General features: G+C 43.5%; 12 protein-coding genes, 1 tRNA gene and 2 pseudogenes. 5 read left to right on the top strand and 10 right to left on the bottom strand.

Annotated elements, in window-relative coordinates; genetic code table 11:
• The first annotated feature begins 87 nt into the window (after positions 1–87).
• Positions 88–1,038: a GntR family transcriptional regulator gene (locus P4S58_RS13005; protein ID WP_337164215.1), complete on the top strand. Its 951-nt coding sequence runs from the start codon at positions 88–90 to the stop codon at positions 1,036–1,038.
• Positions 1,039–1,346: 308 nt separating this feature from the next.
• Positions 1,347–3,502 (top strand): annotated as a pseudogene (locus P4S58_RS13000) (TonB-dependent receptor).
• A gap of 61 nt (positions 3,503–3,563) precedes the next feature.
• Here P4S58_RS13000 and P4S58_RS12995 read toward each other — a convergent pair.
• Genes P4S58_RS12995 through P4S58_RS12970 form a run of 6 tightly spaced genes read right to left on the bottom strand, consistent with a single transcriptional unit; the run spans position 3,564 to position 8,265 of the window.
• A complete protein-coding gene (locus P4S58_RS12995) occupies positions 3,564–4,349 on the bottom strand; it encodes a heme ABC transporter ATP-binding protein (RefSeq protein ID WP_443089020.1) in 786 nt (261 codons plus the stop codon).
• A gap of 53 nt (positions 4,350–4,402) precedes the next feature.
• Positions 4,403–5,443, bottom strand: coding sequence for a FecCD family ABC transporter permease (locus tag P4S58_RS12990; RefSeq protein WP_337164214.1), 1,041 nt, complete (start codon positions 5,441–5,443; stop codon positions 4,403–4,405).
• Positions 5,444–5,481: 38 nt separating this feature from the next.
• Positions 5,482–6,351 (bottom strand): heme/hemin ABC transporter substrate-binding protein, encoded by an 870-nt coding sequence (locus P4S58_RS12985; RefSeq protein ID WP_337164213.1) that lies wholly within the window; start codon positions 6,349–6,351, stop codon positions 5,482–5,484.
• Complete coding sequence (locus P4S58_RS12980) at positions 6,348–6,770, bottom strand: ExbD/TolR family protein (protein ID WP_337164211.1); 423 nt, start codon at positions 6,768–6,770, stop codon at positions 6,348–6,350. Before P4S58_RS12980 ends, P4S58_RS12985 begins: the two co-directional genes overlap by 4 nt.
• The gene (locus tag P4S58_RS12975; RefSeq protein WP_180980204.1) at positions 6,770–7,453 is read right to left on the bottom strand and encodes a MotA/TolQ/ExbB proton channel family protein; all 684 of its coding nucleotides are present in this window, start codon (positions 7,451–7,453) and stop codon (positions 6,770–6,772) included. The genes P4S58_RS12980 and P4S58_RS12975 overlap by 1 nt, the downstream gene beginning before the upstream one ends.
• Before the next feature lie 8 nt (positions 7,454–7,461).
• A complete protein-coding gene (locus P4S58_RS12970; RefSeq protein ID WP_337164209.1) occupies positions 7,462–8,265 on the bottom strand; it encodes an energy transducer TonB in 804 nt (267 codons plus the stop codon).
• A 220-nt stretch (positions 8,266–8,485) separates the two neighbouring features.
• Between P4S58_RS12970 and hutX the strand changes: the two genes are divergently transcribed.
• The 3 genes from hutX to P4S58_RS12955 all read left to right on the top strand — a co-directional run bounded on the left by hutX (position 8,486) and on the right by P4S58_RS12955 (position 11,848).
• A complete protein-coding gene (gene hutX / locus P4S58_RS12965; protein ID WP_102967105.1) occupies positions 8,486–9,007 on the top strand; it encodes a heme utilization cystosolic carrier protein HutX in 522 nt (173 codons plus the stop codon).
• The gene (hutZ, locus tag P4S58_RS12960; protein ID WP_102955389.1) at positions 9,004–9,579 is read left to right on the top strand and encodes a heme utilization protein HutZ; all 576 of its coding nucleotides are present in this window, start codon (positions 9,004–9,006) and stop codon (positions 9,577–9,579) included. The genes hutX and hutZ overlap by 4 nt, the downstream gene beginning before the upstream one ends.
• A 184-nt stretch (positions 9,580–9,763) precedes the next feature.
• Entirely contained in the window at positions 9,764–11,848 is a 2,085-nt protein-coding gene (locus P4S58_RS12955) for a TonB-dependent hemoglobin/transferrin/lactoferrin family receptor (protein WP_337164207.1), read from the top strand.
• Positions 11,849–11,934: 86 nt separating this feature from the next.
• Here P4S58_RS12955 and P4S58_RS12950 read toward each other — a convergent pair.
• The 4 genes and pseudogenes from P4S58_RS12950 to rpoD form a co-directional block, all read right to left on the bottom strand.
• Positions 11,935–13,697 (bottom strand): annotated as a pseudogene (locus tag P4S58_RS12950) (lysophospholipid acyltransferase family protein).
• A gap of 198 nt (positions 13,698–13,895) precedes the next feature.
• A complete protein-coding gene (locus P4S58_RS12945) occupies positions 13,896–14,129 on the bottom strand; it encodes a hypothetical protein (protein WP_102955392.1) in 234 nt (77 codons plus the stop codon).
• A 259-nt stretch (positions 14,130–14,388) separates the two neighbouring features.
• A tRNA-Ile gene (locus P4S58_RS12940) sits at positions 14,389–14,464 on the bottom strand.
• A gap of 156 nt (positions 14,465–14,620) precedes the next feature.
• Positions 14,621–16,483: an RNA polymerase sigma factor RpoD gene (rpoD, locus tag P4S58_RS12935; RefSeq protein ID WP_337164206.1), complete on the bottom strand. Its 1,863-nt coding sequence runs from the start codon at positions 16,481–16,483 to the stop codon at positions 14,621–14,623.
• Between the last annotated feature and the right edge of the window lie 94 nt (positions 16,484–16,577).

The raw sequence follows: 16,577 nt of genomic DNA, 5'->3' as shown, positions 1-16,577 counted from the left end.
TGTTTTTTGGTTTCAAAAAGACGATTGATAGTAATTGAAGGCGTTTATATTTATGATTTGGTTAACGAATTTATCGACTATTAACCCATGAAACAGACAACAATTACTAAGCTTCAGCAAGACTTATTGATAAAAGTGGTCGCTAAACTGAAAGTTGAACAAGCGAGAGTCGGCGACAGTTTGAATGAATCTTTGTTGGCGCAGCAGTTCGCAGTATCGAGAACTCCCCTGCGTGCCGTTCTTGTGCATATGTCAACATTAGGTATCACAAAGGCCGTTCCTTATAAGGGTTTTGTGTTACAAGTCGACGCTCAATCGATTGAAATTGAAGGTGATCAAGAAGAGTCTCGTCAGGAGCAGCTCTATCTGAAACTGTTAATTGATCTGTTCTTTGGCGAAATCGAAACTGCGTTCTCTGAAAAAGAACTTCAAGAACGTTATCAATCTAATCGTGGAGAGGTACAGAGCGTACTTCGCTTATTGGAAAACGATGGTATTTTGCGTCGTAGTCCAGGATATAAGTGGCACCTCGATGGTGTTCTAAACACACTTGAAAGACATTCAGAAAGCTATCGATGTCGATTGATTTTTGAACCTGCGGGTTTACTTGAACCGAGCTGGACACTCGATCTAAATGGATTAGAAAATTGTCGTGATCGGCATGTTAAAGCTATTCAAAATCCAAAGTCAGTCACTTCAAGTGAGTTGTTTCGTCTAAGCGCAGATTTCCATGAGTTACTCGCGGCTTGTTCTGGCAATCGTTTTCTACTTGGCAATATGCAGCAACACAATCGTATGCGTAAAGCCTCGGATCTAGTGTCGATGCATTTTCAATCTTCGGTCAGTAAGTCTTGTCAACGTCGTCTAGAGATCATCAATCTAGTACAGGAAGGTAACAACCTAGAAGCCTCCAACAAATTGACTCAGCTATTAGAAAATGACATTCGTGTCATGCAACGCACCTATAACCATATCGTGAATCTCTCTCAATCAGAGCGTGAAAAGCTCGTTCGTAGTATTGCGGACAACAACATTTAACGGCGTAGTATTGCGGACAACAACATTTAACGGCGTAGGCTGCTGACTAAAGGCAGCTTACATCGGTCTTATTTTTCTCTTCACTAAACCAATTATCGTCTGTTAGGGGCGAGCAACCGCTGTAGTTTTTTCTATTAACCTCACTTTACTCGATAGCCAATTGCACAAAAGGAAATAATTCTCATTAACCAATTGAGTTTTCGCTGCAAAAATACAATAATAATGATTCTCATTTATGGTTGGTTAAAACAATTTCGTGCTCGAACGTTAAATTGAGCAGCTTTATATTGATAAACAAAGAGAAAATAATGAAAGCGAGTAAAAGGAAGTTTCCTCTGTCTACTATTGCGTTAGCAATAGCTTCTGTCACTACAGTGTTTACAGCCCAAGCACAACAGATCACAACACAAGAGAAAATGGTGGTAGTCTCTAATCGCACTCCTAAAGCGATCAGCGATATTCCTGGCACGGTTTGGTATATCGATGCTGAGAAAATAGAACAGGAGTACCGAGGTGGTAAGACTTTAGGGGACATTTTAGCTTCGGCGATTCCATCACTCGATGTCAGCAGTGGCGCACGTACCAACTTTGGTCAAAACTTACGTGGACGTGCAATGCTCGTGATCATCGACGGTGTTTCGTTGCAATCTTCACGTCAAATCAGTCGCCAATTAGACTCGATTGATCCATTTAATATTGATCGTATTGAAGTGCTCTCAGGAGCAACCTCTATTTATGGTGCAGGTGCTTCTGGCGGTGTGATTAATATCATTACTAAAAAAGCACAAAGTGAAGAGCTGGAATTTGAATCGTTTGTGGGGGGCACATCGGGGCTCAACTCTAGTGAAGACTTTGATTACAAGGTGGCTCAATCGATTTCAGGTGGTAATGAAACCGTTCAAGCTCGTTCCTCTGTCGTTTATACCGAAACTCAGGGAGTTTTTGATAGCAATGGTACGATTGCGACTCCTGATATCTCACAAGGGTCATTGCAGTTTAACCAGACCGTAGATTTTCTAACCACAGTCGGTATCAACGTTTCGGAAACTAAGAAAGTGAACTTGCTGGCTCAATATTACGATAGCCAGCAAGATTCACCGTATGGTCTTTACATTGTTGGCCGTGATTTTGTTGATGTTCGTAATGGTTTTGATTCTGACCGCGAACATGGAACTGAACGCATTATGCTCAGTGCTTCTTATATTGATGAACAAGTTCTTGGGCATCAGTTGATCGCGGAAGCGTCTTACCGTAAAGAAGATCAAACTTTCACTCCATACTACCAATCTTCAGGTCAACAAATTACAGATGTTGTTTCTCTTAAGGCTGTTTTGGCTAAGAACTTCGACAAGTTCAATATCGTCTATGGTATTGATGCTTATCAAGATAAGCTCGAAAGCAACCAGGCTCTCTATGATTCAACGATTGCGAATGATTCCGGTAATTTGGTCAATCGAACTTCTGCTCAAGTAGGCCGTTACCCAGGCGTTGAAGTTAGCTCTGTTGCTGGTTTTGTACAAGCAGACTATTCATTGACTAATGATTGGATTGTTGAAGGCGGTGTTCGTTATCAATACATCTCGAACAAGATTGATGACTTCGTTGGATACAATCAACAGAAGAAAATTGCTGCCGGCAGTGGCTTAACCGCTGATGCCGTTCCGGGGGCGAAACAGACTACACGGTAGCGCTATTCAATTTAGGTACGGTATACAGTCTGAACACAGATTCTGAGATTTGGGCAAACTTCTCTCAGGGATTTGATCTGGCTGATCCTGCTAAATATTACGGTCAGGGTGATTACACTTTAGTGGGTGATCACTGGCAGCTTAACGAGAGCATCAACGTCAATGACTCAAAAATGTTCGGTATTAAGACCAACAGTTTTGAGCTGGGTTACCGCTTAGATAAAGGCGATTTCAATCTGCAAACTGCGGCCTACTACTCTCAGTCAGACAAAAACGTTACTTACAACAAAACAACCATGCTAATCGAAACACTTGAAGACAAGAAACGTGTTTACGGTCTTGAAGCAATGGCGTCTTTGTGGGTACATGAGAATGTTCAACTCGGTGCTTCTGGTCATTATGTTGTTTCTGAAGTGAAAGGAGACAAAGGTTGGGAAGATTATGATGCCGGTTATGCAAGCACTTCTAAGGCGAATGCTTGGGTTGGCTGGTACGACTCTGACTTAGCGGTCAAGCTGCAAAGCCAAACGATGTTTGATTATGAAGATGCATCAAACAATAAGCTGGAAGGTTACACCCTGTTTGATCTAGTCGGCAGCTATAAGTTTCCAGTTGGCAGTTTAGGCTTTGGTATTCAAAACTTACTTGATAAAGACTACACCACCGCTTGGGGACAGCGTGCGCAAATTGTTTACTCAGCACACTATGATTCAGCAGCATACGATTATAAAGGCCGTGGGCGAACGTACACACTTAACTACCAAGTTAAGTTCTAAACGACACGGAAAAAACAAAACAGCCACGTTAATGTGGCTGTTTTTGATCGTTTACGTTTTATTATTTCGCAATGACAACAGGATGACCGTGCGTAGGATGCGCAATGATATCGACTTTATGGTGATAGACCGCTTCTATGATTTCCGGTTTAAGAGCCTTCTCCGGAATATCGTCTGCGGCAATTTTGCCTTGGTTTAGAATAACGATCCTGTCAGCGTATTGAGCCGCCAAATTAAGATCGTGCAGTACAGCGACAACCGTAGCGCCTTCATTAGCAAGTTTACGAGATAAAGCTAAAGTTGTGTGCTGGTGGTGAATATCCAATGCAGAGGTGGGTTCATCTAGTAGCAGAATTTTGTTGTGATCACTTTGTTCCAGCTGGGTGAGCACACGAGCGAGATGCACTCGCTGTTTTTCGCCACCTGAGAGAGTAGGGTATGAGCGAAAACGTAGGTGCTCAACATCCGTTTCACACATGTATTTTGCCACTACATCTTCAAGTTGCCGATTAGACATCGTTAACCCAATACCGCCTAACTCAATCACTTCTTTAGCCATAAAGTTAAACGACAGAGAACTACTTTGCGGTAATACACCCAAATGTTTTGCTAGCAAAGGTGCTGACCATGAATCTCGGCGTTGACCAAAGAGTGCGAACTCGCCTTGTGTGTTGATTTCACCGGTTAGTGCTTTTAACAAGGTACTTTTACCCGTGCCATTAGGGCCAAGCAGAACCGTAAACTCGCCGCGATTCAGTGTAAGGTCAATGTTATCCAGTACGGTTTTATCACCAAGAGTCACGGACAAATGGCGTATTTCGACTGTTTTAATACCGGAATATTCAATCGATTCTTGCGCTGCGTTTGAGGAGGTAAATTTCGAAGATAAGAGAGACAGTATCAGATTCGCCCCTTTTGCTTAATCAAAATCCAAACAAAGAATGGTGCCCCAAGCAATGCGGTGACAATCCCAACAGGCATATCTAAAGGCGCGACCACGGTTCGAGCCAACATATCGGAAATCAGTAATAATAGTGCGCCGAGAAAGAGTGTCACTGGCAATAGTGAACGATAGTTGGGGCCAATGATCATACGGGCTAAATGAGGAACGATAAGCCCGATAAAGCCAATCATACCGCTTAATGCGACGGTGACTCCGACACCAAAGGCTGCTAACACAATTAAACGGCGCTTTAATGCCTGAACGTTAATGCCCATATGACGCGCTTCCGCTTCACCTAATAACATGGCGTTGAGCTTATCCGCATCACGATAGTAAGCGAAAAACAAAATGATGAGTGTAGCAAAAGCGAGCCATAAACCTTTTTGATTGGCGCCTGCCAATGATCCCATAGTCCAAAGTGACAGGTCTCGCAGAGCTTGGTCATCGGCATAATAGTTCAATAACCCCAATGCTGCGCCTGCCAGTGCTGAAATAGCGACACCGGAAAGCAGCATCATAGTGACGGAAGTTCCGTTACCGCTGGTACCAAGGCGATATACGGCAAATGTCGTAAAAGCACCGCCGATACAAGCGAACATAGGTACCGTTCCGAATAACAGCAAGTTTGGATAGTGATTAGCAAGATCACCAAACACAACTATTGCTAAAGCCGCTCCCAATGCAGCACCAGAAGAGACACCAATAATGCCCGGATCTGCGAGCGGATTACGAAATAGCCCCTGCATCACCGCGCCGCTGATTGCTAAAATCCCTCCAACAGCAATGGCTAACAAAGTTCGAGGAAGTCGAACTTGTTGAACGATCATAGTGACGTGTGCAGGTAAGTCGTGGCTTGCTATCGGTAACAGAGATTTCAAACTGTCAGATAAACTGATGTTCATCGCACCCATACTGATGGAGGCAATGGTTGCGCAATAAAGCGCAATCACTGCCACTATGCACAGAGTTTTAGCCGAAACCATTCTTGAATCTGTCATTGTTGTTTTTCTTCGTTTTGATGAGCGTGAGACTCGACTTAATTGAACGTCTGGAATGTTTTATACAGCTCGTCAGTCAGCTCTAAACTTTCAAGTCCAAAGCCGCCAATGATGGCGCTACTGCTGACAGGAATAATGCGGTCTTTGCCTGCAACAGGTGTAGCCGCAAGAAGAGGGAACTCTTTTAGAATGCCTTCATGCCCACCTAATGCTTCCCAAGCACGAGTGCTGACCAACAAGAAATCAGGCTGCATTTGTACGATGGCTTCTGCGGTTAGTGGTTTGTATGAACTCATTTCGGATTTCGCTGGATTCTGACCACCAGCAAGGTTGATGATCACGTCGATGGTGGTTTGATCGCCTGCGATGGTGGCTGGTCTGCCTTTGGTCAGCATGGCAAATAGTACTTTGGGTTGATGCTCAAGCTTGCGAGATTTCAGCTCATTTAGTTGCTTATCAATGGATGCTTTGAGTGCTTTTGCTTTCTCTTGCGTTCCTGTGATTTGCGCGATTTTATCGATACGGCCAAATAGGTCTTCTTCTGTATCTCCCGAAGGCACTGTCTCGACTTTTATGCCGCCACTCTTTAAAAGCGTTAAGGTGTTCTCCGGGCCCATTTCATGAGAGCCAATTAAATGAGTCGGTGAAAGAGCCATTAATCCTTCAGCAGATAACTGGCGGTGATACCCCACTTGAGGCAAAGCTTCGTCAGCGTTGTATTTTCGGCTTGTCACATCCACGGCGATAAGCTGATCTTTCGCACCTAACGCAATCAGTAGTTCGGTGATGCTTGAGCCCGCACTAATGATGCGATTGTTTGCCTGTGTTTCTTGTTGAGCGTAAGCCGATTCCATTGATAAAAAAGGAATCGATAAAAGCAAACTGAATGCCAAAGCGAATTTTTTCATTGTTGTTCTTCCATAACGATATTTGTGGCGGGAATTTGGTGTTTTTGCATGAATGAAAACAGGTTGAGCATGGATTCCACATCGGCTTTTTTATCTGCGGCAATCACAAAAGGTTTGTCTGGATAGGTGCTGCGAGTTTTCAGTAGTTCTGTCGTGAAAGCGTTCCAATCACTGTATTTCACGCCATCTAATGCCCACTTTTCCTCTTCATTGTGCAAGATGCCGATTGAGATAACGGGTTTATCAGGTGAGGTAAGCTGACTGGTTTCTTCTGTTTTAGGGATGTCGACATTCAGTGTTTGCACACTGACGTTCGCCGTAAGCAGAAGAAACACCATCACAATAAAGATGATGTCGATCATCGGTGTGAGATCCGGTTTAAATTCATCTTCGAGAAAACGAGAGTGTGACTGGATCATTACAGCACCTCCTCGGTGGTAACAGCATGTCCACCTTGGTTGCCAGAAAAGGGATCAACCACAATGCCTTCGATATGCAGATTGCTGTGATTTAAGGTGTATTCAATCTTGGCAAGCGTCTTCTCCACCCACATTCCCAGTAGTTGAGCACCGGTAATTGCAGGAAGGGCGATGATCAAACCTGCGGCAGTTGTTGTCATTGCCAGACCTAAACCGTCCGCTAAGGTTGCTGGTGAAATGACGGCGCTAGCGTCGGTCATGCCGCTAAACATTTCCATCAAACCTAATACGGTTCCAAGTAGTCCAATCAACGGACTGATCACGCCAATCATCGACAGTAAGCGAATCCCTGAACGAAACTGCTGTCGTTTTTTGAATAGCCAGATACCAACGGCTTCTTCACGTAGTGGTTTGGTAAAATGACGATGACCCAAAAGCATGCGCATGGATTGAAATATCAGTTGCTTGCCGTTTAGTTCATTGTTAATAAACGCATCCACTTCCTGCGGGCGAGAAAAATCCAGTTTATGGATGCTTCGGAGGATTGCTGTGGTATGCGTACGGCTGTTGAGTAGCATGTAGATCGTACGTTCGACCAAGATAGCGATAGTGAGGAATGACATGATGATAAGTGGCCATGTCATAATGCCGAGCTGACTGTGAATATTGGTTAATGTTTGCATGATAGTGACTACTGTAATTGGAAATTAATTGGAATTTGTACCCGATGAGCGATGGCTTGCCCTTGCTCTAGCTGATCTGAAAAACGCCATTCTTTAATCGTGCTTAGGGCCCGTTCGTCAAGTACGTGGTGACCACTGGATTCAAGCAGTAATCGCTTGATCTGATTACCTTGTTCGTCAAGCCACACCTCAATCAGAACCTTGCCTTCTAAGCCTTTCTTCCTTGCGATCCTTGGATAGGTCACAGGCGTCGGTTTTGCGTTAAATCTAGGCTTTTTCACCAACATAGGTTTACTGTCTTGTGCGTTTACCTTTGCTGGTGGAGTGTGCTGTCGCTTTTCGGCTTGGGTTGTTTCGGGTTCTTCCTTCGAAGGTTGAACAGAAACGTGCTCTTCAGCTTTGGATACACTCTTTTCGGGCTTGCTTAGTGGTTTCTGTTCTACGATTGGAGTAGGGGTTTTGCTTCTAGCGTGATCTTTTTTCTGCTTACTAGGGGTACTTTTCTCCGGGAGAAGAGAAGCGGCTTTTGTATTTGGCTTACGGACTGGCGCTGGAGCTTGAGTTTTTTTTTGTTCAACTTCCGCTGTTTTTTGTTCCTTTGGCGGCGTTGCTGTTACTGTTTTTTCCGTGATGCTATTTTCGATTTCAATCTCAGGTTTAATGGCAGACATAGTCATCAGCTGAATTTGAAAAGATTGCGCTCCTTCCTTAGTCGAGACATTAATTGTGTTTTTCTGTGGGGTGTACGACAGCGCAATACCGTGTATTAGGCATGCTATTAAGCCAGCAATGAGATAACGGAGCTTTGTCATTTTCAGCCATTAATGAATCTATCAAAGAATGTTAAAAATGATAATATTCTTAAATGCAAATGATATCAAATATCATTTGCATTGTTAAAATGACTGGGTATGATAGCCACTCATCCGATTTTCGTTTTATGAATTAAACATTTTGAGTTGGGATTTGGCGAATGACTTGTTCAATAGTAGTGGTAACTACTTGAATGCCAAAGCGTAACTAGGAGTAAACATGTACACCACTTTTTCCGAAGAAGAAGTAAAACACAAAGTGACAGCAGCGTTGTCGGAAGATGACTCTACCCCAGTATTTAACATGTCTCAGCAATTGGGGTTAAGCGAAGGCGCCATTACTTTTGCTCTGCCTGACGAGATGGTTACGCGAGTAGCAGGTGAACACGCCCAGACTATTTTAGAACAGTTACCAGAGTGGGGAAGTGTTACGACTATTGTTCACTCTTTCGGCTCGATCTTTGAAACCAAAGCCAATTTCCCGAAAGGCAAAGAAGCGCACGGCTACTATAACTTAATGGGAAGAGAGGGCGAACTGCATGGTCATCTTCGCTTAGATCTCGTAGAACATATCGCGTTTGTGAGTAAGCCATTCCGAGGCATGGAAAGTTACTATATTGGTTTCTTCAATTCCGATGGGGATTGCGTATTTAAAGTGTACGTAGGTCGAGACAAAAAACGTCAGCTTTTCCCGCAGCAGGTAGAAGCGTTTAAGCAAATGAAAAAGGAGTTTGCCGCGTGAATATTGAAAGTCAGCCACAAGAAAATGTTCAACGAGAAGAAGTTCGTCGTGAACGTCTGCAAGGTCGATTAGAGCCAGAAGTTCGTGAGTTTCGTGATTCTCGCAAAACCTTACAGCTAGCAACCATTAACGCTGCCGGTATTCCGAACGCCACCTATGCGCCATTCGCGTTTGATAGCAAAGCTTATTATATCCTCGTGAGTGATATTGCCGCTCATGGGCAGAACTTAAAAACGAACCGCAATGTTTCGATTTTAATGATCGAAGATGAAAGTGAATGTAAGAACATTTACGCCCGTAAGAGACTGACTTTCGACACGCGCGCAGAACTTGTTGAAAGACAGACCGAAGATTGGGTCCAAGGTGTTGCCGCGCTAAAAGCTCGTTTTGGAGAGATAATTGATAATTTAAGCCAGCTAGGTGACTTCAATCTTTACCGCTTAGTGCCTGAATCAGGACGTTACGTCAAAGGGTTCGGACAAGCGTTTGTTATTTCCGGCAATGACATGCTCGATTTTGTTCATTTAACAGAAGGGCATGTGAAAGCTGAAAAGGAGCGTATGGAGCAATAACTAATACTTAAAAGCCAATGCTTACTAAGTAAAGACATAATCTGAAATCTCAGCTCAACTAATAACAATATTCCCATAATTTTGATGCCTCGAAGCGGCTCGCGTGCGAACGCCGCTTGGATTCGTGCACTTCAAATTCAGGGAAACCACTGAGCTCACTTAACATTTAAACATGGACATAATAATGATTAAGCAAACTCCGCTTGCGATAGTTATCGGCGCGTTGCTATCAGCGCCTGCTGTTGCAGAAGAAACTACCTATTCATTTGACGAAGTCGTTGTGTCGGCAACGCGTCTAAATACTCAAACGATTGATACCGCTGCATCAGTTACCGTGATTGATGAAGAGGCTATTGAACACAATATGGTCGAAGATGTTGAAGACCTATTTAAATATACACCGGGCGTCACTTTGCAAACCAATGCTCGGCAAGGTGTGCAAAGTATCAATATTCGCGGTATTGAAGGAAACCGCATCAAAGTCATCGTTGATGGGGTAGCACAACCAAATCAATTTGATTCTGGTGCGACGTTTGTTAACTCGTCTCGCGTTGATGTTGATACCGATATGATTAAAGCCGTTGAGATCGTCAAAGGTGCAGCTTCGTCTTTACAAGGTTCTGATGCCATTGGTGGCATTGTCGCGTTTGAAACCAAAGACCCAGCAGATATTTTAAAAGGTCGTGATTTCGGCGGTTATGCAAAACTCAACTACTCTTCTTCGGATAAAACTTTCAGTGAGTCTATTGCATTAGCAAATAAGATGGGTGATTTTGAATCGCTGGTTGCTTATACCCGACGAGATGGTCAGGAAGTGGATAATTTTGGTCAACCAGATGAACAAGATAGCAGTGCTAATAATCTATTGGTGAAACTGCAGTACCAATTAAATCCAGCTCATCGGTTAGAGTTTTCTGGAAACTATATTCGCAACAAGAACGACTTGGAGTCACTGACTTTTAGTGGGTATCAGAATGCATCTGGTAGCGACGAAACTGAACAATATCAAGTTGGTATTAAGCATGTTTGGGATGCAGAAGTTCTATTGGCTGACCGAATTACCTGGCAGCTTGATTGGATGAACAAAGAAGAAAATGGCATCACTGATCGCACATCAACTCGAACTGGGAACGTGCAAAAGAAAGATTACATTTATTCAGATGAAGGCATCCAGCTAGATGCTCAGTTTGATAAGTCTTTTGTAATAGGCAGTGCTGAGCACAACTTAGTTTATGGCGCGTCTTTCTCAGACAAAGATATTGCTAATACTAACCAAGAGTTCAACTCTGTAGGTAGTGACCAAGTTATTTTCTATATTCCTGAAGCAGCAGAAACGCGTTACGGCATGTTTGTACAAGACGAAGTTTCTTGGAATGATTTCATTGTCACGCCAGGGCTTCGTTTTGACTCATTCGAAACTAAACCGGGCGATACCAGTGCGAACCCAAGTCAAAATGATGCCAGTGAATATAAAAACTACTCTGATTCAGCTGTTACTGCTCGTTTAGGAACGGTTTACAAACTGACGGAGCAACATCGCTTGTTTGCACAAGTCAGCCAAGGTTTCCGTGCTCCAGATTTCGAGGAATTGTATTACTCTTACGGCAACCCGACTTATGGATACGTTAATAAACCGAACCCTGATTTAGAAGCGGAAGAGAGTATCTCTTATGAAGCTGGATGGCGTTTTAACTCAGATTTAATGAGTAACGAAATCGCGGTTTTCTACAGTGATTACGATAACTTTATTGATAATCAATTAGTTTCAGGCAGCTTCCAAACAAGGAATGCTGTTTACCAGTCAATCAATATTGAGAAAGCAACCATCAAAGGCGTAGAGCTTGCCAACCAGTTGTCATGGGATGCTTTCATGCCAGTTGAAGGCTTTAGTTCACGTGTTGCAGCTGCTTATACTGAAGGTGAGGACGGGGAAGGTAATCCGCTAAATAGTATTAACCCATGGAATACTGTTGTGGGCGTTAGTTATGATTCGGTCAATCAATGGGGTACAACCATTAACCTGACCTATACAGCGAAGAAGAAACAGAGCGATATTGATGGTGACTACTTACCAATCGATGCAGCGACTGTCGTCGATATTACTGCTTACTACAAGCCAATTAACGACCTAACTATACGTGCTGGTATCTTCAATCTCACTGATGAAGAATATTACAACTGGAACGATGTTCGTGGCCTGAGTGCAGAAGATAAAGATCTTACTCAAGCAAAACGTAACTTCTCTCTTACTGCTAAGTATGAGTTCTAGACGTTAATTCTAGTTATTAGTAAAAACAAAGAACGAAAAATCCCCGAGTTTTACTGCTCGGGGATTTTAATATTAGGAAGTGATTGTTATTGGGAAGTTGATGCCGACACTTTCAAATACTCTTCCGCTTCTTTCACTCCCATATAACGGCCTAGAGTTTTCATCGGAACATCATGTAAATCTACCACAATCAAACCATCCAAGGCATCATTGAAGGCGGGGTCAACGTTAAAGCTGACCAGTTTTCCGTTTAAGCCTAAATACTGACGTAATAGCACTGGAATACCTTTCCCTTCATCAATACGAGCAATGACTCTCGAGAGCAGTTGTAAATCAGCTAAGGAAGTTAACAAACTGGCATTCCATTGTGCTTGTATCATAGGCAATGGGTTTGAAGCCGCGACAAAGTTAGCTTGCTCGTTATCGTAGAAGTGCAGTGTCATTGTGTCTGCCAGCAAGCGTCGGGCTTGTTCACTGTAATCATTGCTGATGCTGACGGGGCCAAACAGGTGAGTGTATTGAGGGTTTCTATGAATAAATGCGCCAATCCCTTTCCAGAGCAGAAGCAAAGGTGACATGCTCTTCTGGTAGAACTCATCAATCACCGAGCGCCCTAGCTCTATAGCGTTGCCCATGTTTTCTAGAAAGCGCGGATCGTAATTAAATAGGGTGCTGGAATAGAGCCCTTGAATACCTTGGGCTGCCACAATTTTGTCTACCAGCCCCAAGCGATAAGCGCCTACCATTTCATCTCGTTCTCTGTCCCAGATGAAAAGATGCAAGTACTCGCGGTCAAACTCATCCACATCTAACGCCATCCCAGTCCCTTCGCCTACTTGACGAAAATTCTTTTCACGCAAGCGTCCAATCTCATGCATTAAAGAAGGGATATTTTCGGACTGAGTACAGTAAACATCAAATTCGTTAAGGCTAAGCAAGTGTGCTGATGAAGGAAGTGCTTCAAGATCTTCAAGCAGTTCAACAAGCGGTAATCTGTCAGCTATAGGTTGTGAAGTCTCATCTAAGTTGGTTTTATCTCGCGACAGTGTTTTTTTGCACCGAGCAGGTAGGTGTTCAAACGTAAGTAATTGACCAACTGCTGATCGCAAAGATGTTGCATTTCTTTGTAGTGAATTGGGTCGCTAATCGAGATGTCGATACAGGTTTGTTTTTTATTCAACAATTCGCGACCGAGCATTACGGTGCGGAGCAGCGGATGTATTTTCCCTGCCATATAGAAATGAGTCGAGTTGTGACCTTCGATATAAACGGGCACTGCTGCTGCTTTGTGTTTTTTGATCAGTCGGCTAACAGACTGGCTCCACTCTTTATCTTCCAATCGGCGTTGTTTGCTGTCTACCAACTGAGAGACTTCGCCAGCAGGGAACATCAACAATAAGCCGCCTTGCTCTAAATGCTTATGTGCCTGACGCATCGCTTGTAAGTTAGCTTTACGTGCTTTATCTGTTTCAAATACATCGACACCAATAAACAGGGAGTCCAGCTCTGGGACTGTTTTAAGGTATTGATTTGCCAGTATTTGAACGTCAGTTCGAATCGTAAGAAGCATCTCTGCCAATATCACACCTTCAACACAGCCTAGTGGGTGGTTGGCAACCACAACCGTTGGTCCAATTTGCGGTACGTTGTTAAGTGAACCTTTAATCAGTTGGTAATCAATACCTAAAATTTCGAGCGTGAAGCGCAGGAACTGGCGAGTGTCGCACCCTGCAGGGCGCTGTGCATAGAATTTATCAAGTTGACTTAAACCCGTTGCCCATTCTGCTAGGTTTTCACCTAAACCAAACGGCGTTTTTCGTGGCAATTTAAAAGGGCTTTTAGACAGCATGTTAACCTCACAATACTTGTATTATGAGCCCATGCTAGAAGGTTAATATTTCACCTAAGCTGCAGTTATGTGAGTCTTTGATGTCGGATTTTTTGCAAAATGATGAATGTGGGATGGGGTAAAGAAGGAAAGGTATAAAGAAGGCTCGGTTATACTGAGCCTCATTAAACAATCACATCCGTCATTGTGAAGAGAAAATCAACTGAGTTGAGATAGGTTATTAATTACCAGAGCTTTTTGGGTGTTGCTGTCGATGATAATTATCCGCATCACAGGGTTTCCACAGTAGGGAATGAGTACTTTATGTAGATTGGGATCATTCTCAATTCTTTGGCTGATGATGGTGCCAAAAATCTCATCGTCAGAGGTGATCAATACTTCTGACTGGATCTCTTTGTCGTCTTTAGTAAGCTGGAAAGTCGTTTGCTCCATCGTGGAAAAAGTACCCAGTGCGGAGTTTTTCTGAGGTTTAGGTCTGGTGTTAAGTGGTATGTATCTGCTCTAATTCGTGCTGTACAGACGAGAGAAGGTTCTGATGCTGTATATCACTCTGATAGGGGAAGTGTGACTACGTGGAGAGTTTCGGCTGACCTAATGGACCAGAGCTTACCGGAAGTAATCGCGGACCGGATATAGACCCGACTAGAACGAAAAAAGGCTTACGGATTTCTCCATAAGCCTTATCGGAATTTGGTGGCCCCTCCCAGACTTGAACTGGGGACCAATCGATTATGAGTCGACTGCTCTAACCACTGAGCTAAGGGGCCTAATAGGTCAATGATTATAGGGGAAGGGTTGGGGTGTGTCTAGACGCAAAGTTGGGTAATAGCGCTTAGTTTTTATCCACTTAGAACTGTAGATAATAAAAAAGGCGAGCTGTCGCTCACCTTTTATTCAATGCTTTATGAAAGCTCGCTACTATCTTACTCGTCTAGGAAGCTGCGCAGAGTTTCTGAGCGGCTTGGATGACGAAGCTTACGTAGTGCTTTTGCTTCGATCTGACGGATACGTTCACGAGTAACATCGAACTGCTTACCTACTTCTTCCAAAGTGTGGTCAGTGTTCATATCGATACCGAAACGCATGCGAAGTACTTTTGCTTCACGAGGTGTTAGGCCACCCAAAACGTCACGAGTTGCTGCACGTAGGCTGGTTGCCGTTGCAGAATCTAGTGGTAGTTCTAGAGTGGTATCCTCAATGAAATCACCTAGATGCGAATCTTCGTCGTCACCGATTGGTGTCTCCATTGAGATTGGCTCTTTAGCAATTTTCAGTACCTTACGAATCTTATCTTCCGGCATTTGCATACGTTCTGCCAATTCTTCCGGCAGAGGCTCGCGTCCCATTTCTTGTAGCATTTGACGAGAGATACGGTTCAGTTTGTTGATCGTTTCAATCATGTGCACAGGGATACGGATCGTACGAGCTTGGTCTGCAATTGAACGAGTAATTGCCTGACGGATCCACCAAGTTGCATAAGTTGAGAACTTGTAACCACGACGATATTCGAACTTATCTACCGCTTTCATCAGACCGATGTTACCTTCCTGAATAAGATCCAAGAATTGTAAGCCACGGTTGGTGTATTTCTTCGCGATAGAGATAACCAGACGTAAGTTCGCTTCAACCATCTCTTTTTTCGCACGGCGAGCTTTCGCTTCACCAATAGACATACGACGGCTGATATCTTTAATACGGTTTACCGTTAAAGATGTTTCTTGTTCGATAATACGTAGCTTTTGAATTGAACGACGAATATCTTCTTCATCTTCACGGATCTTGGCTACGTATGGCTTATCCGATGCAAGAATTTGGTCAAACCAAGCTTCATCAGATTCATTGCCAGTAAATACCGAAATAAATGATTTCTTCGGCATTTTAGCTTTTTCAACAACAGAGCGCATGATCAGACGTTCTTGTGTACGTACGCGATCCATAGAATTGCGTAGCGTATTTACAAGATGATCGAACTGCTTAGGTGTCAAACGGAATTCACGGAAGACCGTTAACACAAGTTCAGTCGCTTCTTGAGCTTTGGGGCTGTTGTCGCCATGCTCGTTGATAGCAAGTTGAAGATTCTGATATTGATTACGAAGTTCAGTAAATTTCTCTAAAGCAAGTTCAGGATCGATACCAACTTCTTCATCATCGCTGCTATCGTCGTCGCCATCTTCGTCTTCATCTTCATCATCGGTGTCGTCTTCGTCATCTAGGTCTGAACCTGTTAACTCTGAACCGATGTGTGTTGCTGTTGGTGCTTCACTTTCAACATCATCTGGGTCTACAAAACCACTAATGATATCGGTTAGGCGAAGTTCCTCAGCTTGAACTTTGTCAAATTGTTCAAGAATGTATGGAATAGTTCCAGGGTATTCAGCAACAGCACTTTGTACTTGGTTAATACCATCTTCGATACGCTTCGCGATATCGATTTCACCTTCACGAGTTAGTAGTTCTACTGTACCCATCTCACGCATATACATACGAACAGGGTCAGTTGTTCTACCAATCTCGCTTTCTACGCTAGACAGCGCAGCAGCAGCAGCTTCAGCTGCGTCTTCATCGGTGATGGTTTCATCATCATTAAGAGCTAGATCATCAGCGTCAGGGGCAGTTTCTACAACTTTGATACCCATGTCGTTGATCATCTGAATAATATCTTCTACCTGTTCAGAATCTACGATTTCTGCTGGTAGGTGGTCATTTACTTCGGCGTAGGTCAGATAGCCCTGCTCCTTGCCGCGAATGACAAGTTGCTTTAGCTGTGACTGCGGATTTTGATCCATAGACGGTATCCAACTTCGTATCTGGTGAAGGAATAGTATGCGAAATGCAAACCACGGATAATAACAAATTAAATTGTTGCTGACTATTCAAACA

This window comes from Vibrio sp. Hal054 (genome assembly GCF_037162405.1).
GTDB lineage: Bacteria > Pseudomonadota > Gammaproteobacteria > Enterobacterales > Vibrionaceae > Vibrio > Vibrio diazotrophicus.
This window is presented reverse-complemented; position numbering and strand designations above follow the sequence as displayed.